Origin of the sequence: Halodesulfovibrio marinisediminis DSM 17456 (assembly GCF_900129975.1) — a bacterium.
GTDB lineage: Bacteria > Desulfobacterota > Desulfovibrionia > Desulfovibrionales > Desulfovibrionaceae > Halodesulfovibrio > Halodesulfovibrio marinisediminis.
The window spans coordinates 535,264-558,468 of the sequence record NZ_FSRG01000006.1 but is presented as its reverse complement, the minus strand read 5'-3'; the positions used below and the strand labels follow the sequence as shown (position 1 = coordinate 558,468).

General features: G+C 44.0%; 24 protein-coding genes. 13 read left to right on the top strand and 11 right to left on the bottom strand.

What is annotated here, in order from left to right; all coding sequences use genetic code 11:
• Positions 1-208 precede the first annotated feature (208 nt).
• From BUR09_RS13745 to BUR09_RS13735, 3 genes are all read right to left on the bottom strand, one after another.
• Entirely contained in the window at positions 209-2,584 is a 2,376-nt protein-coding gene (locus tag BUR09_RS13745) for a type IA DNA topoisomerase (RefSeq protein ID WP_245796737.1), read from the bottom strand.
• 135 nt (positions 2,585-2,719) lie between these two features.
• Complete coding sequence (locus tag BUR09_RS13740; protein ID WP_074217508.1) at positions 2,720-4,015, bottom strand: 4Fe-4S dicluster domain-containing protein; 1,296 nt, start codon at positions 4,013-4,015, stop codon at positions 2,720-2,722.
• A 259-nt stretch (positions 4,016-4,274) separates the two neighbouring features.
• Positions 4,275-4,568, bottom strand: coding sequence for a YciI family protein (locus BUR09_RS13735; RefSeq protein WP_074217507.1), 294 nt, complete (start codon positions 4,566-4,568; stop codon positions 4,275-4,277).
• A gap of 375 nt (positions 4,569-4,943) precedes the next feature.
• Here BUR09_RS13735 and BUR09_RS13730 point away from each other — a divergent pair, with 375 nt between their 5' ends.
• The 4 genes from BUR09_RS13730 to BUR09_RS13715 all read left to right on the top strand — a co-directional run bounded on the left by BUR09_RS13730 (position 4,944) and on the right by BUR09_RS13715 (position 6,707).
• Positions 4,944-5,276 (top strand): hypothetical protein, encoded by a 333-nt coding sequence (locus BUR09_RS13730; RefSeq protein WP_074217506.1) that lies wholly within the window; start codon positions 4,944-4,946, stop codon positions 5,274-5,276.
• A 123-nt stretch (positions 5,277-5,399) separates the two neighbouring features.
• Positions 5,400-5,759, top strand: coding sequence for a MoaF N-terminal domain-containing protein (locus BUR09_RS13725; protein ID WP_139296850.1), 360 nt, complete (start codon positions 5,400-5,402; stop codon positions 5,757-5,759).
• A gap of 40 nt (positions 5,760-5,799) precedes the next feature.
• Positions 5,800-6,273, top strand: a complete 474-nt coding sequence (locus BUR09_RS13720; RefSeq protein WP_074217504.1) for a MoaF-related domain-containing protein — start codon at positions 5,800-5,802, stop codon at positions 6,271-6,273.
• Between the two features lie 11 nt (positions 6,274-6,284).
• Positions 6,285-6,707, top strand: a complete 423-nt coding sequence (locus BUR09_RS13715) for a hypothetical protein (protein WP_074217503.1) — start codon at positions 6,285-6,287, stop codon at positions 6,705-6,707.
• 179 nt (positions 6,708-6,886) lie between these two features.
• On the opposite strand, the gene BUR09_RS13710 is transcribed toward BUR09_RS13715, so the two are convergent.
• From BUR09_RS13710 to phnD, 5 genes are all read right to left on the bottom strand, one after another.
• Positions 6,887-7,681, bottom strand: coding sequence for an HAD-IIB family hydrolase (locus BUR09_RS13710; protein WP_074217502.1), 795 nt, complete (start codon positions 7,679-7,681; stop codon positions 6,887-6,889).
• A gap of 134 nt (positions 7,682-7,815) precedes the next feature.
• Positions 7,816-8,613 carry a phosphonate ABC transporter, permease protein PhnE gene (gene phnE, locus BUR09_RS13705; RefSeq protein WP_074217501.1) on the bottom strand — a complete coding sequence of 266 codons (798 nt, stop codon included), beginning with the start codon at positions 8,611-8,613 and terminating at the stop codon, positions 7,816-7,818.
• Positions 8,606-9,394 carry a phosphonate ABC transporter, permease protein PhnE gene (gene phnE / locus BUR09_RS13700; RefSeq protein WP_074217500.1) on the bottom strand — a complete coding sequence of 263 codons (789 nt, stop codon included), beginning with the start codon at positions 9,392-9,394 and terminating at the stop codon, positions 8,606-8,608. The genes phnE (BUR09_RS13705) and phnE (BUR09_RS13700) overlap by 8 nt, the downstream gene beginning before the upstream one ends.
• Positions 9,391-10,182: a phosphonate ABC transporter ATP-binding protein gene (gene phnC / locus BUR09_RS13695; protein WP_074217499.1), complete on the bottom strand. Its 792-nt coding sequence runs from the start codon at positions 10,180-10,182 to the stop codon at positions 9,391-9,393. Before phnC ends, phnE (BUR09_RS13700) begins: the two co-directional genes overlap by 4 nt.
• A 9-nt stretch (positions 10,183-10,191) precedes the next feature.
• The gene (gene phnD / locus BUR09_RS13690; RefSeq protein WP_074217498.1) at positions 10,192-11,202 is read right to left on the bottom strand and encodes a phosphate/phosphite/phosphonate ABC transporter substrate-binding protein; all 1,011 of its coding nucleotides are present in this window, start codon (positions 11,200-11,202) and stop codon (positions 10,192-10,194) included.
• A gap of 506 nt (positions 11,203-11,708) precedes the next feature.
• Between phnD and BUR09_RS13685 the strand changes: the two genes are divergently transcribed.
• Together BUR09_RS13685 and BUR09_RS13680 are read left to right on the top strand one after the other, a co-directional pair.
• Positions 11,709-12,431: an SIMPL domain-containing protein gene (locus tag BUR09_RS13685; protein WP_074217497.1), complete on the top strand. Its 723-nt coding sequence runs from the start codon at positions 11,709-11,711 to the stop codon at positions 12,429-12,431.
• 46 nt (positions 12,432-12,477) lie between these two features.
• Positions 12,478-12,870 (top strand): rhodanese-like domain-containing protein, encoded by a 393-nt coding sequence (locus tag BUR09_RS13680; RefSeq protein WP_084539493.1) that lies wholly within the window; start codon positions 12,478-12,480, stop codon positions 12,868-12,870.
• Positions 12,871-12,910: 40 nt separating this feature from the next.
• On the opposite strand, the gene BUR09_RS13675 is transcribed toward BUR09_RS13680, so the two are convergent.
• A complete protein-coding gene (locus BUR09_RS13675; protein WP_074217496.1) occupies positions 12,911-13,894 on the bottom strand; it encodes a bile acid:sodium symporter in 984 nt (327 codons plus the stop codon).
• A 251-nt stretch (positions 13,895-14,145) separates the two neighbouring features.
• On the opposite strand from BUR09_RS13675, the gene BUR09_RS13670 reads away from it, so the two are divergent.
• The 3 genes from BUR09_RS13670 to BUR09_RS13660 all read left to right on the top strand — a co-directional run bounded on the left by BUR09_RS13670 (position 14,146) and on the right by BUR09_RS13660 (position 18,389).
• The gene (locus BUR09_RS13670; protein ID WP_074217495.1) at positions 14,146-14,472 is read left to right on the top strand and encodes a hypothetical protein; all 327 of its coding nucleotides are present in this window, start codon (positions 14,146-14,148) and stop codon (positions 14,470-14,472) included.
• Positions 14,473-14,626: 154 nt separating this feature from the next.
• The gene (locus BUR09_RS13665; protein WP_175566039.1) at positions 14,627-15,826 is read left to right on the top strand and encodes an FAD-dependent oxidoreductase; all 1,200 of its coding nucleotides are present in this window, start codon (positions 14,627-14,629) and stop codon (positions 15,824-15,826) included.
• A gap of 406 nt (positions 15,827-16,232) precedes the next feature.
• Positions 16,233-18,389, top strand: coding sequence for a methyl-accepting chemotaxis protein (locus BUR09_RS13660; RefSeq protein ID WP_074217493.1), 2,157 nt, complete (start codon positions 16,233-16,235; stop codon positions 18,387-18,389).
• Positions 18,390-18,473: 84 nt separating this feature from the next.
• Here BUR09_RS13660 and BUR09_RS13655 read toward each other — a convergent pair whose 3' ends face one another.
• Positions 18,474-19,271, bottom strand: coding sequence for an ABC transporter permease (locus BUR09_RS13655; protein ID WP_074217492.1), 798 nt, complete (start codon positions 19,269-19,271; stop codon positions 18,474-18,476).
• A complete protein-coding gene (locus tag BUR09_RS13650; RefSeq protein WP_074217491.1) occupies positions 19,271-19,969 on the bottom strand; it encodes an ABC transporter ATP-binding protein in 699 nt (232 codons plus the stop codon). Before BUR09_RS13650 ends, BUR09_RS13655 begins: the two co-directional genes overlap by 1 nt.
• A 473-nt stretch (positions 19,970-20,442) precedes the next feature.
• Here BUR09_RS13650 and BUR09_RS13645 point away from each other — a divergent pair, with 473 nt between their 5' ends.
• The 4 genes from BUR09_RS13645 (at position 20,443) to BUR09_RS13630 (ending at position 22,392) form a co-directional block, all read left to right on the top strand.
• A complete protein-coding gene (locus BUR09_RS13645) occupies positions 20,443-21,135 on the top strand; it encodes a hypothetical protein (protein ID WP_074217490.1) in 693 nt (230 codons plus the stop codon).
• Positions 21,074-21,400 carry a hypothetical protein gene (locus BUR09_RS13640; RefSeq protein WP_139296849.1) on the top strand — a complete coding sequence of 109 codons (327 nt, stop codon included), beginning with the start codon at positions 21,074-21,076 and terminating at the stop codon, positions 21,398-21,400. Before BUR09_RS13645 ends, BUR09_RS13640 begins: the two co-directional genes overlap by 62 nt.
• Before the next feature lie 238 nt (positions 21,401-21,638).
• Positions 21,639-21,905 carry a GntR family transcriptional regulator gene (locus BUR09_RS13635; RefSeq protein ID WP_074217488.1) on the top strand — a complete coding sequence of 89 codons (267 nt, stop codon included), beginning with the start codon at positions 21,639-21,641 and terminating at the stop codon, positions 21,903-21,905.
• Complete coding sequence (locus BUR09_RS13630; RefSeq protein WP_084539491.1) at positions 21,883-22,392, top strand: FCD domain-containing protein; 510 nt, start codon at positions 21,883-21,885, stop codon at positions 22,390-22,392. The genes BUR09_RS13635 and BUR09_RS13630 overlap by 23 nt, the downstream gene beginning before the upstream one ends.
• Positions 22,393-23,205 lie beyond the last annotated feature (813 nt).

The window sequence follows — 23,205 nt, the reverse complement described above, 5'->3', positions numbered from 1 at the left end:
TAAAGGAGCGTAGAAAGCTTGTAAAGTAGAAAGGTTATTTTTCTAAATTTCTTTAGCTGTTGAACGCAAAAGAGGATGCATTACTCAAAAGAGTAAACTACCTTTGTAGCATCTTATTACCAGTATTTATGAAAGATATTTTCATTTGGACGGATGAGAATAAAAAAGCCCGCTAAGTTTGCGGGCTTTCTAGTAACAGTAGAGTTGGCTAGTCTTGAGGAGCTGTTTTTACAGGCTCCTCAGCAGCTGTTGGTGGAGTATGCTCTATAACAGGTGACCCATTATATTGAGCTGACGGAGGGATAAAATCCTCTTGCCCGGGAAGTGGGGCAGGAGGCGGCATGTCTTCCGGCGCCACTCCATCGTAGTATGGTGCAGCCTGTTGGGCAGGTGCAGGTGGACGAGGGGAGTTTGCAAATTCAAGTTTTACCTGCCCCATCTCGATTTTTAAATAGGCTGAGTATTCCTTGCCAGCCTTGGATACTAGGTCAAGAGGGGTGGAAGTGCGTCCTTTGTTCAGTAGGTCGTCGACAATTGCTTGATCCATTGTACGACCGAACATGTTTTTCCAGATAACGAAAAGACAGCCGCCGTCGTCACGTTTCCAGTTGGAACAGGCGTATCGTTTTTCCAGATCGACAACATCACCGCCGCAAAGCGGGCATTTCCCGTCCGGTTCACGTTCTCCGACTTCTTTGGCTTTTAGGGTTAGCAAGATTGGCGCAAGGCTTCTATCCTTAATATGGTGAATGCCGCCAGCTACAATGTGGCGTATGGAATGCATGAACTCTGGGTAGGTCGCATTGCCGTTTTCGATATCCTTTAGCTTCTTTTCCCATTGTCCGGTCATTTCAGGAGAAACAATATCCGGAAGCATGGCGGAAATAACTTCAATGACTTCCTGACCAGAGTTTGTTGCCTGAAGTTTTTTGCCTTTACGCTCAATATACTTACGTGAAAGCAGAGTCTCTATAATCTGCGCACGGGTAGCTGGGGTGCCTAACCCGCGCTCTTTCATTGCAAGGCGAAGCTCTTCGTCTTCTACATACTTACCGGCTGTTTCCATGGCGCTCAGAAGTGATGCATCCGTGAAATGTGCCGGAGCTTTTGTCTGGCGCTTTATGGTGTCAACAGCTTCTGTGTTGACGGTACTTCCTTTGCGGAGAGAAGGTAGGGGATTGTCCTGTGCAGTTCTCCAAGGTTCAACCACAAGCCATCCTTTGTCTTTAAATACTTTTCCCTTAGCAATGAACAGATGTTCACCTATCAGCACGCGCACGGTAGATGATTGATACGTTGCTTCCTGACTGAAGGCAGCGATGAAACGGCGGCAGATCATGTCATAAATTTTCTGCTCGTCACCGGAGAGTTGGAGCATGTTCGCCTTACGTGCTGTGGGAATGATGGCATGGTGATCGGTAACTTTTTTATCGTTAACGCATGGAAATTTTTTGCCGTCTTTAATCCTGTTCACAGCGGGAACTGTTTCCTCTTTGTAGAGAGGATAAATGGCGCGGAAGTATGTAAGGATTTCACCAAACAGTTCTTTTGTTAAATGGCGTGAATCAGTACGCGGGTAGGTTATCAGCTTTTTCTGCTCATATAATGCCTGTGCAATAGTGAGCGTGTCCTTTGCAGAAAGTCCGAAGCGGGTGTTTGCTTCACGCTGAAGTGTGGTCAGGTCAAACGGGAGTGGCGGCTTAGTAGTGCCTTTTCGGCTGGTGACACCTTCCACCTTTCCTTCTTTATCCTTACATTCGTCAACGACTTTTTGTGCACGGGACTCAAAGTCGATACGTGTTTCTTTTTCATCTTCGGGGAGATGGTATGTTGCAGCAAAGCAATCAGCAGGGGCTTCTTCCTGCTGGTCTGATTCGGGATCTACCTTTTTGGGTGTACTGGTTTTTTCAGGACGGCAGAAGGTAGCTTCAACTGTCCAGTAATCTTTGGGGACAAAGTGTTCGATTTCGTTGCGGCGCTCTGCAAGTAGTTTGAGGACAGGAGTCTGCACTCGTCCTACAGAGATGAGACGGTTCGCTTTAATGGTAAATATGCGGGAAAAGTTCATGCCTATAAGCCAGTCGGCTTCTGCTCTGGCAAAGGCTGCGAGTCCCAGATTACGTTTTTTGGCGTCGGGCATGAGCTTGTTTAAGCTCTTTTTCAAGCCCTCTTCGGTCATGTCGTTTGCCCACAGACGTTTTACAGGCTTATTGCAGCCTGCCATGAGGTAGATGCGGCGGAAGATAAGTTCACCTTCGCGCCCTGCGTCTGTTGCATTGACAATATCAGAGACGTTCTGATCGTTCAGAAGGCGATTAAGAACTGTGTATTGCCGTTGACCTTCTTTAAGGACGGCAAGTTTAAATTTTGGGGGGATTATCGGCAGTTGCTCAATTGTCCAGCGTCCCTGCCATGCTTCATGCTGTTCTTCAGGTTCAGCAATACCTACAAGATGGCCTACCGCCCAGCTGACGATATGGGTGGCACCTTCTAAATATCCTTCCTTTCGGTTGGTGGCGTTCACATGCGGGGCAATTTCGCGTGCAACCGAAGGTTTTTCTGCAATAATTAGTGTCTTTGGCATTGTCAGACACAGGTAGGACGAACTGGGCGTTGCGTCAATGAGCTATTTTTTACCCCGCATTTTTGGGAACACACCGGAAATTTTTTGTGGCAGTGTGATGGTCGTCTGTCTTTTTTACCTTCAGCTTTGTAAAGATCAATCTCCTGACACTGATCGTAGAGTTTGTAAAAAACGTGAGCGTAGCGTGTCACTCATAAGGCGTTTTTTAACAGCAGGAAGTTTAAGGAAGCCTCCAAGAACGGAGCGCATAAAGCTTTCTGCTTTGCTGTTCGGGTTGTCAAATAAGAGGTTTTGCAGGGTGTCTCTTTCTAATGACTGAAGAATGACCCTTTCAAATGTGTCTTCTGGGTGAATAACGCGCTTTGTGGATTTTTCCAGGATTAATGCTTTGGGTTTGCATTGAAATACGCAGACACCACAGCCAAGACAACGGTCTTCGTTGATAACAGCAAGTTTTTTAGGACGGTTGCCATCGATAATAGCGCCATACCGCTCCTGCATAGTGATGGCGTCAACAGGACATGCCTTAGCGCAGAGACCACAGCCGATGCAGTCATCAGCGCTACAAGTGGCAATAAATGAGGATGATACCAGAATGTTGGTGTATCCAGTTTTTTTAATACCGTTCATGAGATTACAGCAGCAACCGCAGCAGTGGCATATGAACCCTACGTCCTGTTTTACATTGTCTGCTGTGAGAGTGAATCCCATATCTTTTGAGCGGGCAAGGATGTCGTACATCTCTTCTTTGCTGCAGCGTCGCCCGAGGTTGTTTCGAATGAGAAACTCAGCTCCGTCGCCCATTGTGGTACAGGTATCCAACGGGACGTCACATTTTTGTTCTCCAAGGTGATGTTTTTCGTGGCGGCAGGAGCAGAGGCTTACGGCGAAAGAAGATTGCGCATCAATAAGGGTGGTTGCCCGTTCGTAATCCAGTACTTCAACATGCGGGTCTTTTATGATGGCTTCTTCGTGAGGAAGTGCGCGCATGACAGAAATTTTTTGCCCATCAGCAAAGTTTGCATCCAGAAAATCTTTGTTGCCGAACATGTAGCTTTGAAACAGCTCTGCCCATTTTTTCTGTGGTAAATTTTTTCCGGTGCGCATCATTGTAAATTCGAAAAAGCCCACAACAAAAGGGCTGATCATGTACTCATATTGCTCACCGTTCCAAATGTCGCACACAAGTCCTTTCTTACACATTCCATCAAGCATGAAATGTAGTTTTGTTTTATCAAGATGCGTCATTCCTGCAATGCGTTCCAACGTGGCTGGACGGTATGGCATTGTTACAATGAGTTCAGCTTCGGCCGGAGTGTAAAGGTAAGTCACCATTTCCTTCATGGCATCATTCCAAGGCATACGTACCATAGAGCCGTCGAGCTTTTCTCCGAGTTCTTTGTAGATATCTTTAGCGATGATATGTCCCATGATGGTGTCCTTGTGCTTAGGTGTAGGAAGGCTAGGGGGTGGCTATAAAATCGTTCAACGTTCGCATGCTGTGTCCTGAATTTACGAGGAAGGTATACAGAGTCTGCGAGGTTGTAGTGTCATACTTTTTTAGGATTGCATATTGCCCCGGTAACGGTGTTTTTTCTTTAGGGGCTTTTGAAAATCCTCTGGATTGGAGCAGTGTTTCCTGCTCCAACACTGTTTTTCTATCAGAAGATAATTTGGTCATTGTTTGTAGTTACGCGTCTTCGCGCATTGCCTCAAGTCCCTCACCGACCATTGTTGGAATAAATTCTTGAACATCGTAGGAAGCAAGTTTCTCTTTGTAAAATGGGTCTTGCTGTAAGGCTGCATTAAGTTTTTCTCGGGAGTCAAAACGAGCCAGAATGACCCCGCCTGTACGCGGAACCTTTCTGCCTGAAGCTACAAAGTGACCTAGCGCATACTGCTCCTTAAGGTATTCAACGTGGGCAGCAAGGTGAGCGTCAATCTGATCCAGTTCGCAAGTATATGTGAGAGAGACAATAAACATAGTTTTATCCTTTAGGTAGGCAAGTTGAGTGTAAATGTTTGTACATTAAGTAAAAAATTTTTCGCATTGTAGGAGCTTGTTGTGTGAAGTCAATAGCAATGAGCAATATGGACTTGTAAAGCAATAGGTTGTGAATATTTAAAATAGATATTGTAATGTTTGCAGATGGTTTGTGCTCTACTGTTGTAACATGTTAAAAATGTTGATCTGTTTGCAGTGTGTTAAAAATGATGCATAATTACAGTTAAATAGTTTTTAAATGTGCATTATATGCTGAAATCTAAATTATTTTTCCATGCCTATACTATCTAGTGCATGCTATTTTGTGTCATTTTAAGATTGTTAAATTGATCGGATAGATAGCGGGGAAATAGTATGTTGAGAAAATACGCTATATTGTTAGCTGGTTGCGCAGTATTACTGTTGGCTGGTTGTGGCAGCGATAACTCCACTACAGATACTAAGGCTCCAAACACACAGCAGGAAGTGCAAAAAGATACATCAGCTGGCGCTATGCAAAAAGATCATACGGAGAATGAAGAGACTGGCGATAAGAAAGCAATGCCTGAAGAAAATGCAAAAAAGGGTATGTCTCAGGAAGAGGAAGAAAAGGGCGAAGGTTCCATGAAAGAAGATATGGATAAGACAATGCCCGAAAAGAATACCTTCAAAGGGAATTATCCCGTTACTGGTGGAGTGAAGATATAATTTTGGGTTGAGCAGAAAGCATGTTGGTGCGTTGTTTTCTGTTCTTTAAGACAAACAGATCTCTTGCGGCATATGTGAGGTATTTTGTCCATGAGACAGAGAGTGTTGGGGCTTTTGTTGCTTATGTCTGTTCTGTCAGGCTGTCATTGGTGCACATCAGAAGTTGCACCAAATGAGCTGATAGGCCAGACCTTAATTGCGACATTAGAGTCGGGGGCATTTCCTGATTCTACTATTACGATGCAGTTTATTTCCTCCAAAGATATTGTGTGGAAAATTACTGGCAATCTCGGAAATTCGACAGGGTCGGCGGATTATCTGATTTCCAGGGTAAATCCAAATACCATATTGCTGACATGGCGGAGCGGGCAGGCTCATGTAAGTTATGTCATCACAATGGATTTTGGGTCAGAGCGATGTTTTTTGGTGCGGGTAGATAAAGGCAATAATTTATTATCCGAGGGTGTATTTGCATTCGAGTAGTTCAGGGCTATTAAAGGATAGGTACATAGCGGGTGTAGTTATGCGTAAGATTCCCATTCTACTTTTTTTTATATTTTTTGTGCAGATTACGGCATGTGGTATGGCTCAACAGGTTGATATCCAGCCGGAAGATCTGGTTGGAAAGACGTTAAATGAGACATGGCGGCGGGGAAGTTTTGTAGGAGCTTCTTATAAAACGTCTATTCTTTCGTCGACACACATGCGCTGGTATGCGTTGACAGGAAATTTAAAGGGCAAAAGTGAAGAAGTTGAATATGAGTGCACCAAAGTAGGGCGCGAGATACTGCAGGTGTCGTGGCGTGAAAAAACAACGGGGTCCCAGGCTGTTGTTACCTACAACTTTAAGACGATGAAAATGTTTGGTGTAATTGTGGAAGAAGAGCGTGATTTCCTGTTGCAGGGTACTTTTACGATTGAACAGTCGAAAGGCGAGGTCAGCGACGGAAAAGACTTGCCGGAGCTGTTTAAAAAAGAAGCCACAAGCGACCAATAGGTGGGTGGGCTATGAAGAGGCTGTTAGTAGCGATAATGCTTGCGGTGATGTGTACAACTTCAGCCTATGCAGAGGATGAAGTCGTCGCCGTAGAGCAGGACAATACGATCAAGATGCAGGACTTAATTGGCAAAACTATCTTATATACGTGGCAGGCTGGACCGTTTAAAGGAGCTTCACATAAATTACTTGTTGTTGATCCGAATACCATGCAACTCTCAGTAGAGTCCGGTATGGAGGTGGCAGATCCTATCACGATAAAATGTGATGTCGTGCAGATTTCTGATCAGGTTTTTTATCTTACATGGCGAAGTGAAGAGTACGACCAAACCCTTGTTCTGACATTTAATTTTGAAACAAATATGATTTACGAAGTCGTTGTGTCTGAGAAAACTAATTATCTGTCGAAAGGGCCTTTTACTATAAACAACTAAGGGCACAGTTATGCTTTTAGCCTTTGAGCTAACCCCAAAGTAATATTTTTTATGTGTCAGGTGTGTTGGAAGGTCTTATGATTAGTGCTAGTTTCTATATATTGCCAAGTGGTTACAAGCTGGTAGAAAAAAGCCCTCATTACGAGGGCTTTTTTGATGATGTCAGTCTTTGGCGTTCGTTACTTAACAGCAAGCAGGCCATCTGCAATTTGGGCAAACCCGGATCCGCCGCGTTTTTCAGTAATCCATGATGGCTTGTGTTCAATGGTGTCTTCAAACTCAAGCACGTTTGCAACGCCTACAGAGTTAGGGAAATATCCGAACATAGGAGCATCGTTTGGTGAATCACCTGCATAGACAACCTGTTCACGAACAGCTTCAAGTTCAACATTGAATTCTTCTTTAAGAATACGGGAAGACATGGCGAGTTTGTCATACTGGCCGAACCATGCGTTTACATGAATAGAGCTGATTTTTGCTGTAGTGCCTGCCTTTACGCAAATTTCTTTTATTTTATGAACTGATTCAGAAGAAAGAGGAGGCACATCTTCGCAGAAGTCGATAGCGATGTCTGTTTCACGGTATGCTTGATCCGCAGAAATTGCACAGCCGGGAACTTCTTCTACTACCAGTTCGCCAAGTTCTGCGAGCTTGATTTTGTGTTGGGCGCGCAGTTCATCTTCAGTAGCATAGCGACGGATCATCTTTTTTGATGTGTCGTCATAGCGGAAATAAAATGCGCCGTTTTCGCCAACTACACCGTCAACAGGCCACATGCGGGCAATCTGATCACACCAGCCTGCAGGGCGTCCAGTGATTGGGATTACAACAAAGCCATTTTCACGCAATCGTTCAAGAGCAGTGTATGCTTCTGCGCGCAGGCGGCCTTCGTCGGTGAGGGTGTCGTCAATATCTGTAAGAATGTAGCGAATGTTTTGTTTAACATCTGCCGGCATAGTAGAAAAAGGCTTCATGAAACGGTATTCCCCAAAGAATGCTCAGCATAACTGCTGAGACAATCTATTAAAAAAGAGGGCAAATAGTATTTGCCCTCTTCTTGTTTGTATCCGGTAACTGCGTGGTGCAATTACTGTGCAGCGTTGTTGTACTAAATGATGCTTTGACGAATCTTGGTAACAACTACTTCTGCAATAATAACGATGGTGAAGATGCACAACAGAATGAGTGCAACCTGCTGCCAACGGAAGAGGTTGAGTGCAGTATCAAGCGCTACGCCGATACCACCTGCACCTACAAGGCCGATAACAGAGGATTCACGAACGTTAATGTCCCAACGGAAGAGTGCAAGACCCCAGAATGCTGGAGCAACCTGCGGCCAGTATCCTTTAAGAAGGATGCTGACAGTTGGAGCACCGGCAGCGCGAAGCGCTTCAATAGGGCCGTGATCTACTTCTTCCAGTGCTTCCGCAAGCAATTTGCCACAGAAACCGATGGAACGGAAGCCAATAGCGAAGGTACCAGCCAGAGCACCTGGGCCAAAAATCGCTACGAACAAGATAGCCCATACCAGTGAGTTAACAGTACGGGAAGAAACAAGAATGAACTTACCGCACCAGTTGAGCACTGGGGATTTGGTAATGTTTTTTGCAGAAAGCAATGCAACAGGTACTGCTAAAAACAGGGCAAGGATTGTTCCGAGCGATGCAATGTTCAGTGTTTCGATGAGTGCTTCGTGAATATTTTCTTGAGTGTACGATGCAAAATCAATTGGCCACATGCGGGCAAATAAGTCCTGCAGCTGGTACGGCGCGTCGTAGAGAAATTCTGGAATAATTTCTACGGTGCTCAGAGAAAATACAAACAGGGAAACTGCACCAAGATACACCGCAAAGCGGGCAAGGCGCTGCCCGGGTGTGAATCGTTCCCATGTCATAGTATCAGTCATTGAAAATCGCCTTTATCTTTACGGAAAGAAGTTCGCTAAGCATGATAAGTGCAATGATTGAAAGAAGAATTGCAGCGAGGAAATCATAGTCAAAGCGCTGGAATGCAGCAAATAGGGTACCACCGATACCACCCGCACCAACAATACCAACCATGGTTGAGTTTCGAAGGTTTGCGTCAAACTGGTATGTGGCAAAACCGATGAAGCGGTTAAACACCTGAGGAAGTACTGCAAAGATAAGTACGCTCATAAATGGTGCGCCAGCTGCTTTCATTGCTTCAACAGGCTTCAAAGAAATCTCTTCAATAGCTTCGGCAAACAGTTTGCCGATGAAGCCGATTGAAAGGAAAATCAAAGTAAGAATACCTGCAAGTGGACCAAAACCTACTGCTTTTACGAAAAGAATCGCAAAGATAACAGGATGGAAAGATCGACAGATTGCAATAATAGTTCGAGCTACCCATGTAATCCAGTCTGGCATGAGGTTTCGTGCTGCACACATGCCGATAGGCAAGGAAAGACCAATACCGAAAGCAGAAGCAATAACTGCAATTTCGATGGTCTCAATCAGGTTCTCAACAAGCAGCTTCCAGCGGGCAAAGTTTGGTGGAATCATTTCGCCAAGGAACTTAGCACCGTTACCAAGACCATCAATGAAGCGTACCCACGTAAAATCAAGTGCATTCAATGCATAAAACACGTAGCAGGCAATAAGAAGCCAGCCAAGACGTGCTACGATGCTTGGTTTGAATGGTGATTTTCTTTGTGCATCCGTGGTCATGAGAGCCAGTCCTCACCGCCGTAAATTTCAGATAAATGGCTGTCTTTGAGATCGGACGGTTTTCCATCAAAGATGATTTTGCCTTTGCTCATACCGATAATGCGATCGCAGAATCGTTTGGCAAGGTTCACATCGTGAATGTTGATAAGTACTGGAATGTGCTCGGTAGAAGATACTTTCTTAAGCAGTTCCATAATTTCAACAGATGTTTTCGGGTCAAGAGAACTTGTAGGTTCGTCCGCCATGATGACGTCCGGGCTCTGCATCATTGCGCGGGCAATACCTACGCGCTGACGCTGACCACCGGAAAGGCTGTCCGCACGCTGTGTGGCAAACTCACTGAGGCCTACATGGTCAATAAGCCGGAATGCGCGGGTAATATCAGCCTGATCAAATTTGCGAAGCCAAGCACGCCATACAGGTATGTAACCAAGGCGACCACAGAGTACGTTTTCGATAACGGTTAAGCGCTCAACGAGGTTGTACTCTTGGAAAACCATACCGATGCGGCGTCGTGCAAGACGAAGATCTTTACCTGAGCAGGAAGTGATTTCGTGACCGGCTACGGTAATGGAACCTTTGGTTGGTTCGATAAGGCGGTTGATGCAACGTAGAAGGGTGGATTTACCGGTACCGGAAGGGCCGATAATACCAACAGTTTCTTCGCCAGAAACCTCAAAAGAAAGACCTTTAAGAACAGGTTTTCCTTTTACATATTCCTTTTCCAAATTCTCGATCAAAAGGGAACGGGTTTCCCCGTTCCCTTTAATGGTATTTTCAACAGACACGTAAGACTCTTATTTCTTTTTAGCTTTTTTTGCTTTTTTAGCAGCTTCTTTAGCAGCCATTTTCTTCAGGCCTTCAGCATTGTAGCTGGTGCCGGTTGCATCAGCGATGTCGCGAATAACTTTCCAGTCAGCCTTGTAGGTGATTGGGTAGAAGCGGTCAGCGCCGTGGAAAGACTTCTGCATGGACTCAGGGAAACGGTAAGTGCTGAATGCACCGATGATTTTCTGAGCAAGAGGAGCACAGAGCTGGCTGGAGTAGCCGAAAGAAGAAGTAGGGAATTTAGGGCTGCGGTAAACAACGCGGAGTGCATCAGCATCAACGCGGCCTGCAGCTACCATACGGTCGTATACGTCAGAAGCAACAGGTGCTGCGTCGTAGTCACCGTGAACTACACCAAGAATAGACTGGTCATGTTTGCCGGAGTAAACAACAGTGTAGTCTTTGTCAGGAGTAATGCCTTCTTTCGGGAAGAGTGCACGTGGAGCAAGGTTACCGGAGTTAGAAGAAGCAGAAGTGTGTGCTACTTTTTTACCTTTAAGGTCAGCAAGGGATTTGATTGGGCTGTCTTGTGGTACAACTACGATAAGGTTGTAACCCTGGAAGCCTTCTGGGTAGCCTTTAACTGCCATTGGTACGTAACCTGCGAGGTTAACAGCAAAGCCGGTAGGACCGGTTGAGAAGCCTGCAATGTGCAGTTTACCGGAGCGCATAGCTTCAACTTCAGCAGCGTTAGACTGAACAGTATAGTAAATTACGCGTTTACCGGTAGCTTCTTCAAGGTAAGCCTGAAAATCAGCAAAAGCGTCTCTGTATACAGCAGGATCTTCTACAGGAGTGTAGGTAAATACTAAGGTGCTTGGATCTTTACACTCGCCGGCAGGAGCGAGGTCTGCAACGAGGTCATTGTCCTCATCACAGTAGTTCATGTCCAGACCACCGCGGTTGGTGCAGTCTGCAGCGAGAGCAGGTACAGACGCTAACAGAAATGCCATGGCAACAAGCAACATAATTTTTTTCATGTGTTTCTCCAGCATAGAGTAAGCAATTTGCACATCCAAGGAGCGGTGTGCACACATCGTTAAACGAAAAAAACTCGAACGACCTATTCTTCGCCTCTCATAGGGCATGTAACCGGTTAAGACAATAGGAACGAAACTTTTTTTTCAAGTTTTCAGAGGGACTGTGTCAAAAAAATGTCAAAAAAACAATAAAAAAGTATATATATTGTATATGGTTATGTTGTATTGCGAAGAGTGTGGGAGTATGGGCAAATATAGTCTAGATTAGTAGGAAATGGGTGACGCGGGGAACGTAAGCGGTATCACTATGTTAAACAATAAAGTTAGTGATGATTCGCTTATGATGTCTAAGAGATGTATTGCCAAATATCTTAGTGTAGTCCTTTTTATGTAGTGAAAAAACACATTGAAAAAGTGCGAATAGTTGAGAAAAATATGTATTCGGTGACATCGTACAGTACACATTGGTACGGTGACAACAATCAAAGAAGATTAGGAGAAAGTATATGCGATATATGTCTGTTTTTTTTGTGTTTGCGTTGTTGATGGCACCTGCCGTTGCTCAGAGCGCTCAGGAACTTCCACGTCAGATCGTTTTGAATGAAACCGGTAAGGCAGAAGTTATGCCTACTTCTGGTACTCTTTCGTTTTCTCAGGTGATTGTCGCTTTGCTTAAAGAGAATGGCAAAACAATGACAGCCAAGGAAGCTAAGAACAAGCTTGCAGAACAGGCAAAAGCATTAACCGGAACACTGAAAAAGAACTTAGCGTTTGCTCAGGATTTTACTAAGGATTTTGAAGCAAACGTTTCATTTTCTCCTCGATACAAACGTGTAGATAATGAGAGTATTATTATCGGCTATCAGGCTCGTGCAAGCTATTCTATAAAAGTGCTTAATCTTAAAAAAGCACAGGAAGTGACACAGGCTGTTCTTAACAGCGGAGTAGAAGAGGTGTCTCCTCTGTACACTCAGATTGATGAGACTTCACGCCGTTCATGTGAAAAAGAAGCATTAAAGCGCGCAGTTGAACGTGGGAAAGAACGTGCTGCAATTATGGCAGAATTGATGGATGCTGAGCTTGGAAAGATTAGTACTGCCGTAATTAATGGAGAAATGACTCCACGAATGTACATGGCTAAATCTGCTATGGCAGAAGATGCCAACATGTACGAGCCGCAGGCTTCAACATGTACCGTTCGTGTTGAACTTGTTTTTTCCGTTGAGTAACACTGAACTGTAATGTTGAAAAAATAAGACAGGGTAGCCGTAAGAGATGAAAAAACTACAGACTGTTTTAATGGTGGTGCTTCTGCTGCTCGCTGTTACAGCGCAGGCACAGAAGCTGCAGGTAATTGATGCTTCTCCTGCTGAAGTGCATGAGTTTATACGTACAAATAAAGGAAAGTATCTTATTCTTGATGTGCGTAGTATTCAGGAGTTCACAGAAGGACATATTGAGGGCGCAGAGTTTTTTCCAATCTCTGCATCTAGCTTTGAAAGCGCCGTTAAGCGGTTGCCTAAAAATGTAACGTACGTGGTGTATTGTCGTTCTGGCAATCGTAGCCAGCGTGCAAAGACTATAATGAAGGATGCCGGACTTTCTGTTTTGCATCTGGACGGTGGAATACGAGCATGGAAGGATGCCGGATTCCCTATTGCAAAATAGGTTAGTACCAAAAGCGCGGTCATGTCAGGCCGCGCTTTTTTTATTTTTGTTCTAAATAATCCCTTAGTTTCATACGTGAAATGATGAAACTGTCGATAACCATTTGGCCAATATAAAAAACGAGAATCGGAAAGATAGAAGTAGGATGCGAGGCTGCATACGTCACGCTCCATAATGCCACAGAAAGCGACATGGGTTTTTCGGAAATAATGAAAATGAAGGAGCGGTTGTCCGCTTTGGGAAGGTGCAGGATGTGTTTTCCAACAACCAGTGCTGTAATGAGTACAAAGAGATGAAGTGATGCGCAGGGAAAAAATGTGTGTATGAGGTCACCTAGATGGAGTTGTCGGATTACTTCAGCCTCTCGTGAGCAGGAAAGATACACGAGAGCGGCTAGACAGAATATAGGTACATAGTGGGAGAGTGTTTTGGTTTTGTCCGGAAGTTTTGGAAATACTTTTCTCAGAAGTTGCCCGATGGTTATTGGAATGAAAATGTATCCGATGATTTTAGTCAGTACTATTGAGGCACTAATTTGTTCTGTTTCTCCTATCCATATATAAATATTAAGAGGAATGCTGATAATTCCTATGAGGCTCAGGCCAACAAGAAGAACCACAGCGGTAATACGGTCTCCACTGGCATTCATGCTCATAGCCATAGCAGCTTCAAGTGAGTTTGGAAAACAGCAGATAAGAATAAAACCCAGTGCAAGATCATCCTTGAGTGTAAACAGGCTGGCGGCTGTGTGCGCTAATGCCGGATAAGCGATGACAGCTAGTATGGCTCCTGCGATGATGATGCGAAGGTATGTCCTGATTTTGTTTGCATGGCTGAAGTTCATGTTCAGTCCCTGCGCAAGAAAGATTATGGCAACCAGCGGGGTCGTGAAATTGAAAGCGTGAAGCATTTCCTGCGAAAGTGGAAATCGGATGCCCATTGCTATGGCAAGGGATACTGCGAAAAGCAGTAAGTTTCTGTTCCCTAGCTGTAATATTCTGTGAAATTCTGCTGCAGGCACCATAAGCTTTTCTCCAGTGTTGTCCCATCAGTACTCACTGTATCATTGCGCATAAAGAAGATGGATTATGAAAGCGTTTCTTTTAGGAGGCTACAGGTAGGTTAAGAGCCTGAGGGAACAAATTTATTTATCGTGACAGTGTGTTATCCGGTTTCAATGTTAAGCGATGATTAATATTCAGAACTTGTTCGCGTATTGCTGTCTCTGTGTGCAGCTTGTGGTAAAATAGTCAGCAAAACAAAAAGGGGTGCTATATGTTTTTCGACTACTACGAGCGAATTAATAGTATTGAATATAACGTGTTGCGAACAGATGTTCAGATTCAGTCTGTAAAAGAGCGGGAAAAGTTCTGTACGGTGGTTCGTGCTGCTCTTGAAGAAATGTTTCCTAATGCAGATGTTCTTGTAACGCAGACCGATGATCCAGAGCGTATTAATATTATTACGGATGGAACAACAGCGGCGGATTTATGGGTCCAAGAACATGGCGAGAAAGAAATTCGGACTATCGGCAGGGCTGCCTGGAAGCATGCTTTGGAAGAAGATAAGAAAAATGTCGCTGCCGATGAAAGGCTTACATGATATGTATGAAATCAAACCTCCCTTTAGGGAGGTTTTTTTATGGGCAAACGTCTAAACGACTAATGTCGAAATGTGGGTTAGTAATACAAAATACAGGTCGTTCCTTCGTTATTTTCGTACTATAAGAGAAGTCCTATTACTCGGGAGGAATGCCATGACCACGCAACAATCCATGTGCCGTTTGACTATCGGAGGCTGTATGAGGCCTGTGTTGGAAAAAGCAAGGCTACGCATACTTATTGTAGGAGGGGGCATAGCTGGAAGTACTCTGGCAGCGCTGCTTCATCAGCATGGAGAATATCCTGTGGTCGTGGAGCGTGGTGGTAAGAATGGTGCTAGCGGGTATGTCCTTGGGTTGTATCCTCTGGGGGCAAGAGTATTGCACGGACTTGGTATGTACGTGCGATATCAAGAGATAAGCCGAAAAATGGAACGGTATATTTTACACAATAGCACAGGCAAGGTTCTTAAAGAGTTTTCCCTGACTGAGTTTAACGATGCATATGGGGATATTCGCGGAGTGGATAGAGGGCTGTTACTTGCTTTGTTACGAAGTAGCATTCCGGAAGAAAACATCTTTTACAATGCTACTGTGCAGCATATACAGAATAACCCGTACGGCGCGGTTGTGACATTCTCTGACGGTTCAGCACAGGAGTTTGATTTAGTTGTCGGTGCAGACGGTATCCATTCTGATGTTCGTACCATGATCTTCCAACAGAAAGATTATGCTTATAAGACAACAGGCTGGGGCGGTTGGGGTGCATGGCGCTCACTGGAAGGGTTTGATGGAGCAACTTATAGAGAGTTATGGGCTGATGGCTGGTTTGTAGGGATTTATCCTGTGCACAATAAGCTTGCTGTTTTTATGGGGGGTAACAAGAGTAAGCTTTTACAATTTACCGCTGCTGAGTTTGTAGAGGAGATCCGCAAGCAACTTCCCGTTGGTATTTTGCAGTCGGCCTTGCAGTCTTTGGAAGGGCTTGAAAGTGCACACTTTTGGGATTTGGAAGATTGCCGTGCTACACGATGGTTTTCGAAACGCGTTGTTTTGTTAGGTGATTCTGCAACAGCACTTTTGCCTACTGCGGGTATAGGCGCGTCTATGGCAATGGATTCAGCATCGGCTTTAGCTGATGAATTGTCCCGTACCGATGCGGACTATCTTTCGTTAGCATTGGAAAAGTATGTAAAACGTCAAAAGAAAAGAGCAGAGTCGGCACAAAAAAATGCTCGTTTTCTTGCAAGAATAATGTTTCAAGATTCGTTACCGGCTTCAATGGCACGCAATTATATTGTAAGGCTATATTCTTTAAAAGGTTTGCTGAAAGGTGTAATTAAGATAATAAATTAAGATTAACAGTCGGTGATTGACTGTAAATGTTGAATATTTGCAACAAGATGTATTGTTTTTTTCTTGTAATGTTATTTAGTTATTAGCCGATAAGCATGCGTTGGCTAAGTTTACTGACGTATGTGTTGAATCACGGGCGATGGCATTATGGTAATTATTAGTAAATAACTACTTAGATTCTTAAAGCCTATGATAATAGCAGTCAACATAGCTTTTGTTGACTTTTTTATTTGCAATATTAAATACATAGAGTGTTCATTCGTACTCTTTATGGCAGAGAGCCAGTATTATTGCGACCGGCACAATGGCAGAAACTTTGGGGTGATTATTCCCTTTCGGAATCATGTTTAACACACGAGAACTGGTACTGGTGCGAGAAAGTTCGTGTTTGTTAGAAGGGGCTAATATGTTCGATCGCATGAAGTTTAGGAATAAGATTATTCTTTGTTTGTGTATTGCGATGTGTATTGTTTTTGGCGTGTATTCTTACCAGCTTTCTGGCGAAGCTCGACAGATGGCAGTTGTACAGGCCGAAGAACAGGCAAAGCTTGTTGGGGGAAAATACGGTAACGAGGTAAAACTCGAAATTGAAGAAGCGATTAGCGTGTCTCAGACATTGGTTGAAGTTGTTCGAGCAATGCGCACAAATCCTGAGACAATGGATCGTGATGCTATCGACCAGATGATGAAAGATTCAATTCGTGATGGTCATTCTTTTTACGGTATTCAGGCTGTATTTGAACCGAACGGGCTTGATGGTCGCGACGCAGAGTATGCGGGCAAGCGAGAATGGTGGGGTAAAGACGGACGCTACGGACCTTACTTCTGGAAAGCTAACGGTACATTCAAAGCAGAAGATTTAACACAGCACAGTCCAGAAACAAATAGAGGCTGGTACATGGAGCCGAGAGACAAGCGCTCTATTGTACTGACAGAGCCGTACTTTGCCCCTGTAGCAAAGAAGTACATGGCAACTGCTACAGTGCCACTGTTTGAATCTGGAAAGTTTTTAGGAATTGTGGGTATCGATTTCACTCTGTCTGCGTTTAAGGACATGGTAGAGAAGATTAGACCGATGGGTACTGGTCATGCCGCAATTATGTCTACAAGCGGATATATGGTTGCGCATCCGAATCCGGATCTTGTGGGCAAAAATGTTACCGAAGCGTTTTTCCCTGAAGATAGAGCTAAGATTAGCAATGCAGTAAAGAATGGTGAAGCACTTCATTTTACAGCCGTGTCTCCTCTGGACAATAAGGAGTACATGTATGCTTTTGATCCTATTACCATTTCTGGAACTGACAGCCCTTGGAGTATTCTCATAATTATTCCAACAGAGACTATTTTCAAGGACGCAAACGAGTTTGTGAAGTTTAGCGTTATGTTCTCTATTGTTGCAGTTCTCCTTATTTCATTGGTTATTTTTGCTATTGTTACTTACCTCACTAAGCCGTTTGCAGTACTGATTAAAGCAACTGAAAACGTGGCTGCAGGTGATTATGAGGCTATGCCTGATGAAAAGCAATTCTCCAGTGAGTTTCTTACCTTGTATCTTGCTATGAAGGATATGGTAAACAAGTTACTGGATAATATGCGCATGGCTGACGAGAAAACCAAGGAAGCAGAAACCAAAAGTCGTGAAGCCGAGATTGCTTTGGAACAGGCTGAAGAAGCTCGTGCTCAGGCTGAAGTGGCTAAGCGTGAAGGTATGCTTCAGGCGGCGTCACAGCTTGAAGGTATCGTAATGCAGATTTCTTCAGCGTCTGATGAGCTCGCTGCACAGGTTGATGAAGCGAGCCGTGGTGCTGACGTTCAGCGAGAACGTACTGCAGAAGCTGCGACTGCAATGGAGCAGATGAACGCAACTGTTCTCGAAGTTGCTCAGAATGCAGGACAAGCTGCTGAAAGTGCGGATGAAGCACGTTCGAATGCAGAGACTGGTGGTGAAATTGTTGAAGGAGTCGTTCGCTCCATTCAGCGAGTTAATGAAGAAGCTACTAAGCTTGAAGCCGGATTGGGCGATTTAGGTGTTCAGGCTGAAGGCATCGGCAACGTTATGAATGTTATTTCTGATATTGCAGATCAGACTAACTTGCTTGCTCTGAACGCAGCTATTGAAGCTGCTCGTGCCGGGGAAGCTGGACGTGGCTTTGCTGTTGTAGCAGATGAAGTACGTAAACTTGCTGAAAAAACTATGCAGGCAACCTCTGAAGTAGAACGCGCTGTTTCAGCAATTCAGCAGGGAACCCGTGAAAATATTGTTGGTATGCAGGACGCGGTGAAAACCGTAGGCGCTAGTACTGAACTGGCAGAGCAGGCTGGTGAAGCTCTTGGCACAATCGTACGCATTGTTGAAGTAACATCTGATCAGGTGCGCACCATTGCTACGGCAGCCGAAGAACAATCTGCTGCTTCTGAACAGATCAGTCAGAATACTGAGGAAGTGAATAGAATTGCTGGTGAAACAGCTGAATCTATGAGCCAATCTGCTCTGGCAATGAGTGAGCTTGCACGCTTGTCCGGTGAATTAACTCAGGTAATTGATGGACTGAAGCGAATCTAGCCACATAGAAATACAATTAAAAGAGCCTGACATTTCGATGTCAGGCTCTTTTTTTGTTGTTTAGATGTCAGACGTGAGAACTTGCTAAGATGAAGGATTTTGTCTTGTGAGAATAAGAGTCATTGCAGAGGTGAAGCATCGTTTGCGAACCAGTAGAAGAACCAAAATTGATGCAAGTGCTGTTGACCCGACTATCATCAGCATAACAACAATTTGATAGCGGACAGCTTCTTGCGGGTCCGCTCCTGCGAGAATCTGACCAGTCATCATTCCAGGAAGAGATACCAGCCCTACACTCATCATGGAGTTAATTGCCGGAATCATACCGGCACGCAGGGAGGTTCGGAATATGGCTTCTGTTGCTTCTTTGTAGTCTGCGCCATGACATAGATACATTTCAACCTGATTTCGTTTTGTACGAAGTTCCGAGAAGAAACGTTCTAACGAGAGTGACAGGGCATTCATTGAGTTACCGGCAATCATACCGCCAATAGGGATAAAATACTGAGGACTCCACCATGGATCAGCGCCGATAATAACCTTAGTCACAACAATAGTAATAAGAGAGTAACTAATCATCACCGCAAGAGTTGTCGGAGCAAAGTAGGCAACCTGCTTTTCTTTAACACGTCCATGTACAATATGTACGGAGGCGAATGTCATGAGGATATATACAGCCAGTACGAGAAATGCGTTGTTCAGACCGAAAAGGATGTTTAGCAGGTACCCCATCGCCAGCAACTGGGCAAACGTTCGGATAACGCCGACGATCAGGTCGCGTTCCAGTTTTAGATGGTAATAGAGGGATGCTGCGCCTGAAACACTGACAAGTCCGAGTGCAATTACAAGTTGTGTCCATGAAATGGAAATAAATGATGTCATCAACTTACACTCACAATGCCGTTTGCAACAGAAAGATGCATATGCGGGCAGGTTGGGTGATAGCTGGTATGGTTAACCATCATAATTGCTGTACCTTGCTGTGCCAGCTCTTCGGCAGCATGTTCCACGCACTGCCTGCTTTCACGGTCAAGTGCACTGGTAGGTTCATCAAGGCAGATTACATCTGGTTTTGTCAGGACAGCGCGGATAAAACAGAGTCGCTGTTGTTGACCTATTGATAATGTTTCAGCAGGGTCATCCAATGAAATGTTATTTAGTGCCAGTCTATTGAGCCAATGAATAAGACTTTCTTCTTCAGGCTGATTACAAGTCTTTCTGCTGTGCAGGCTAAAGGGAAATAATAGGTTTTCACGGACAGAGCCGGCAACCAGAGTTGGTTGCTGTTGTACAAAGCCAATATGGGTACGCAATAACGGCGGATAAAAATTAGTTATCGGAGTGCCGTGTAGAAGAATTTGTCCCTCCTTGGCTTCTTCCAGACGGACAACAAGTCGTAAAAGTGTGGACTTGCCAGAACCGGATGGACCGGAAATGAGTACGAATTGGCCTTTGGGGACAGCGAATGAAACATTATGTAGCCCCGCTCCGCCGGGCCACGCGAAGCTGACATTTGCAAATTCTAACACAGGCGTGTCGTTATGGTTGTTTTTGTGTGTGTCAGGCAATGAGGAATGCATCAGTATCTCGTTATGTTTTAGAGGTCGTTATTGAATTTTGATGTAGCTAATTAGAATCGTTTGGGCATCCTTGAAACGGATGAAGTAGGTAATCCGACATAGATGTTTCTTTATGTCAAGTTCGTTAACAAAGTGTGACTAATTGATGAAATTTCTTACCCATGACATCTCTTAGATCTTTTTTTCATCACAGAGCTTTTAAGGAGTAACTGCGGTTTTACTATTTGCTTTTCTTGTATAAAAATGCTTCTCAAGTTATTCTTGATAAGGCATTAATTGAGAAGTCAAATTTAAATTTTATTAAATGCTATTGTCCTTTTGTATAAAATAAACAATGTATTACTTTCTGCTTTCTTTAGGGAGTGTGACAACTTATTTTTTTTAGGGCTTGCAATTTGTATTGAGAGCTTCATATCTTTTCTCTTTGGATAATTTTACTCCGCTAACTCGTATTTTTTTAAGACGGATTACACATGGATCAGGAAAAAGAAGGGTGCCTCAGACCTGTAGCGAACATATCAGATCATGAGCTGCTGTGTTTTGTTAACGATTTACAGGCGTTGCTGTGGAGAGTTGAAATCCCCCGTTCCCGAATTGAGATTTTGAATGAATTCGTCATCGAAGGTTTAGATGAAGATACAGCGTTGTTCATGAAAAATATAGCTTTCAGGGACAAGCTGTTGCTTCCCGGAGAAAAAGAACGGGTCGACGAATTTTTTGACAGGATGAAGGAACGTAAAAGTGCCTCCACAGTTTTTCGAATTACTAATAAGTTTGGAAAACGAATGTGGCTTAAACTGACTGGCACGCATAGTTCATATGATTCAAATTACTATCACGGAACATTAAGTGATGTGACAGACACTGCAGCTGTGGTGACGAGGATAGCGGAAGATGAACTTGTAGAAAGTTCGCAGATGCTTTTGGAGCAAGAAGATCCCAAGCCGACTCCTGCTGCAGGAAATCAGTATAAGATCGATATCGTAGATGCGTTGAAGGCAATGGAAAAACAGCTGCATCTGCAAGAGGGAACCGACGGCTTGTTGTTTTCTGAGGTCTTGAGGCGGAAAGGCAAAGTAGTTGTTTACTACAGTGGGAAGGCTTTTGGAAGGTGCTGTTCAGGGAGAACTTCACCCGCACAAAGGAACTATTGCGCAGGATATTGAGCATTATAATCATAAGTATCTTATTGTGGATGATACACTCGACAGTATTAAACCTATTGACTGGGCGATATTTGTCCCACGCGGAATCCGCTCCTATTATGCAAAGCCGTATTACGTTCGTGGGGTATTGCGCAACGTAGTTATTGTCTGTTCAAAAAAGACTTCTATGTTCAAAGATAAGTTGTTTGATTCCTATGATGAGATGCTAAAACCATTTATGGATATTGCATGGACATGGAGACGGCGTGATTTTGGCAAAATGTAGTACGTTCAATATGTCGAGTTTGTGATATTATATTAAATAGTAGGCCACCCATACGAAAGTACGGGTGGTTTTTTTTGTTCCAACTGGTTCACCCAATCGCAATTTTGGGTTATTTTGCGTTAGATTGGGTTAACAATAGTATAAAAAATTACTTTTTATTGTTATTGATTTTTGAGGAAGGTAACTTTCAACTTACTGTAACCTGTAGCGATACAGCACAAGCTATGCGGGAGGGTGTGTGAAAAGCTACCAGGAATTAGTGAAAAAGCTTTCAGCAATTGTGCAGGAACGCAATCTTCAGCCGGGGGATCGTCTTCCGTCGGAAAGGGAACTTGCACCGTTATTAGGTGTTTCCAGAAATACGTTGCGTAATATTCTGCATAAAATGGAAGCGTGCCGGTTGGTGTCAATCCGAAAAGGGAGTGGAACCTACTTGCATACGTGTTCGCTGGACGCCGAAGACATGGAAGAATCCAGAGGACATGGAAGAATCCAGAGGACATGACACAGTACGGGAGATGGCAGAACGGAATGAAGGATCGTATTTGCTGCTTCCCATTGTGGCTGCACAGAGTGCGGAAAATATAGGTGTGCGGCTTATTGATAGATTACAGCAGGCTAACATCGCGTTGTCTCGTAGTCTACTGTCCGGTGAAACAACTCTTATTTATGATGATGTAGTTAGCTTTTTCCGGATATTAGCGCAGGGAACTAATAACCAGTATTTGGTAACGGTTGTTGAGCAGCTTTTTTCCTATTCTGAGTTGTTGGGAACAATAATCACGCGGTTGACGCAGGAAGAACGGGACAGGATGTTCGCTCAACATGTGAAGTTGATCCATGCGCTAAGGGAGCGGGATAGAGGACACGCAGCTGAAATTGTACGTAGGTATATTCTGTTCTATTCCTATGCAGCAGAGAAGCATTGCAATGTAAAAGCAACAGACTTGGTTTTTGCAGCAATGCAGGAGTTTGAGGGGGATTTGTTGTGAAGATGATTCGAAGTTTTTTTCTAACTCCCCCTTTTTAGCAGTTTATTTTGTAGGTGAACCGTCCAATAAGACAGAGAATAAGCACATTAGCTCCGTTGGGGGACTATAAAATTTATTAGTAAGTACCTTGATGAACTGCTTGCAACTGAAAAAGAGCTGCCGCTGTCAAAGGGACTTAGTATCCTTATTGGTATCTTTTCCCTTTCACCTATTGTTTTTTTGTAATTCTCAGCATCTGAAGTCTGAGAGATTACATATTATGGCTTAGTTATCTCCTGAGGGTAATACGGAGTCGAATATATTGGCTGCAACCATTGTACGGGTGTGTTGTGTGCCAAGAAGTTTATTAGCGCTGAATCACTTGACGTTAAAGGCACACTCGACTTCGTTTAAAGACACAGCCTATCTGGATAATGGAGATTCCATTACTTTCGGATAGATCTCTACCCCCCCTACACTCCCTACAGTGGGGATAGTAAGTCTACCGAACCGCCTGAAGCACTACGCTCCCGAAAGGGGCTTCAGGCGGTTCACTTTTGGCTTTTTTTGTGTGTAATCCCAAGTTCTACCTTTTTTTACATAATATATTGAATACAAAGACAATGCCCCGCATAAGAGTATCCTATGTGGGGCATTGTCATAGAAATTTGGTGATTACTTGACGTTGTGGTCAACGATGCAGACTCCGTGGCGCTGAATAGTTTCAAAAATGTCGTGGTGTTTGTAAAGTGGAGCCCTCTGCCACCTTTCAATGGGCTGTGAGCTTACAAGCTGTGCGTTCTCCGGAATCGATTTATGTTTTTTATGAGCATT

What these genes read in the sequence shown, in the direction of transcription:
- BUR09_RS13745 (WP_245796737.1), bottom strand. Translation starts at nt 2,584, where the DNA reads ATGCCAAAGACACTAATTATTGCAGAAAAACCTTCGGTTGCACGCGAA.
- BUR09_RS13740 (WP_074217508.1), bottom strand. Translation starts at nt 4,015, where the DNA reads ATGGGACATATCATCGCTAAAGATATCTACAAAGAACTCGGAGAAAAG.
- BUR09_RS13735 (WP_074217507.1), bottom strand. Translation starts at nt 4,568, where the DNA reads ATGTTTATTGTCTCTCTCACATATACTTGCGAACTGGATCAGATTGAC.
- BUR09_RS13730 (WP_074217506.1), top strand. Translation starts at nt 4,944, where the DNA reads ATGTTGAGAAAATACGCTATATTGTTAGCTGGTTGCGCAGTATTACTG.
- BUR09_RS13725 (WP_139296850.1), top strand. Translation starts at nt 5,400, where the DNA reads ATGTCTGTTCTGTCAGGCTGTCATTGGTGCACATCAGAAGTTGCACCA.
- BUR09_RS13720 (WP_074217504.1), top strand. Translation starts at nt 5,800, where the DNA reads ATGCGTAAGATTCCCATTCTACTTTTTTTTATATTTTTTGTGCAGATT.
- BUR09_RS13715 (WP_074217503.1), top strand. Translation starts at nt 6,285, where the DNA reads ATGAAGAGGCTGTTAGTAGCGATAATGCTTGCGGTGATGTGTACAACT.
- BUR09_RS13710 (WP_074217502.1), bottom strand. Translation starts at nt 7,681, where the DNA reads ATGAAGCCTTTTTCTACTATGCCGGCAGATGTTAAACAAAACATTCGC.
- phnE (WP_074217501.1), bottom strand. Translation starts at nt 8,613, where the DNA reads ATGACTGATACTATGACATGGGAACGATTCACACCCGGGCAGCGCCTT.
- phnE (WP_074217500.1), bottom strand. Translation starts at nt 9,394, where the DNA reads ATGACCACGGATGCACAAAGAAAATCACCATTCAAACCAAGCATCGTA.
- phnD (WP_074217498.1), bottom strand. Translation starts at nt 11,202, where the DNA reads ATGAAAAAAATTATGTTGCTTGTTGCCATGGCATTTCTGTTAGCGTCT.
- BUR09_RS13685 (WP_074217497.1), top strand. Translation starts at nt 11,709, where the DNA reads ATGCGATATATGTCTGTTTTTTTTGTGTTTGCGTTGTTGATGGCACCT.
- BUR09_RS13680 (WP_084539493.1), top strand. Translation starts at nt 12,478, where the DNA reads ATGAAAAAACTACAGACTGTTTTAATGGTGGTGCTTCTGCTGCTCGCT.
- BUR09_RS13675 (WP_074217496.1), bottom strand. Translation starts at nt 13,894, where the DNA reads ATGGTGCCTGCAGCAGAATTTCACAGAATATTACAGCTAGGGAACAGA.
- BUR09_RS13670 (WP_074217495.1), top strand. Translation starts at nt 14,146, where the DNA reads ATGTTTTTCGACTACTACGAGCGAATTAATAGTATTGAATATAACGTG.
- BUR09_RS13665 (WP_175566039.1), top strand. Translation starts at nt 14,627, where the DNA reads ATGACCACGCAACAATCCATGTGCCGTTTGACTATCGGAGGCTGTATG.
- BUR09_RS13660 (WP_074217493.1), top strand. Translation starts at nt 16,233, where the DNA reads ATGTTCGATCGCATGAAGTTTAGGAATAAGATTATTCTTTGTTTGTGT.
- BUR09_RS13655 (WP_074217492.1), bottom strand. Translation starts at nt 19,271, where the DNA reads ATGACATCATTTATTTCCATTTCATGGACACAACTTGTAATTGCACTC.
- BUR09_RS13650 (WP_074217491.1), bottom strand. Translation starts at nt 19,969, where the DNA reads ATGCATTCCTCATTGCCTGACACACACAAAAACAACCATAACGACACG.
- BUR09_RS13645 (WP_074217490.1), top strand. Translation starts at nt 20,443, where the DNA reads ATGGATCAGGAAAAAGAAGGGTGCCTCAGACCTGTAGCGAACATATCA.
- BUR09_RS13630 (WP_084539491.1), top strand. Translation starts at nt 21,883, where the DNA reads ATGGAAGAATCCAGAGGACATGACACAGTACGGGAGATGGCAGAACGG.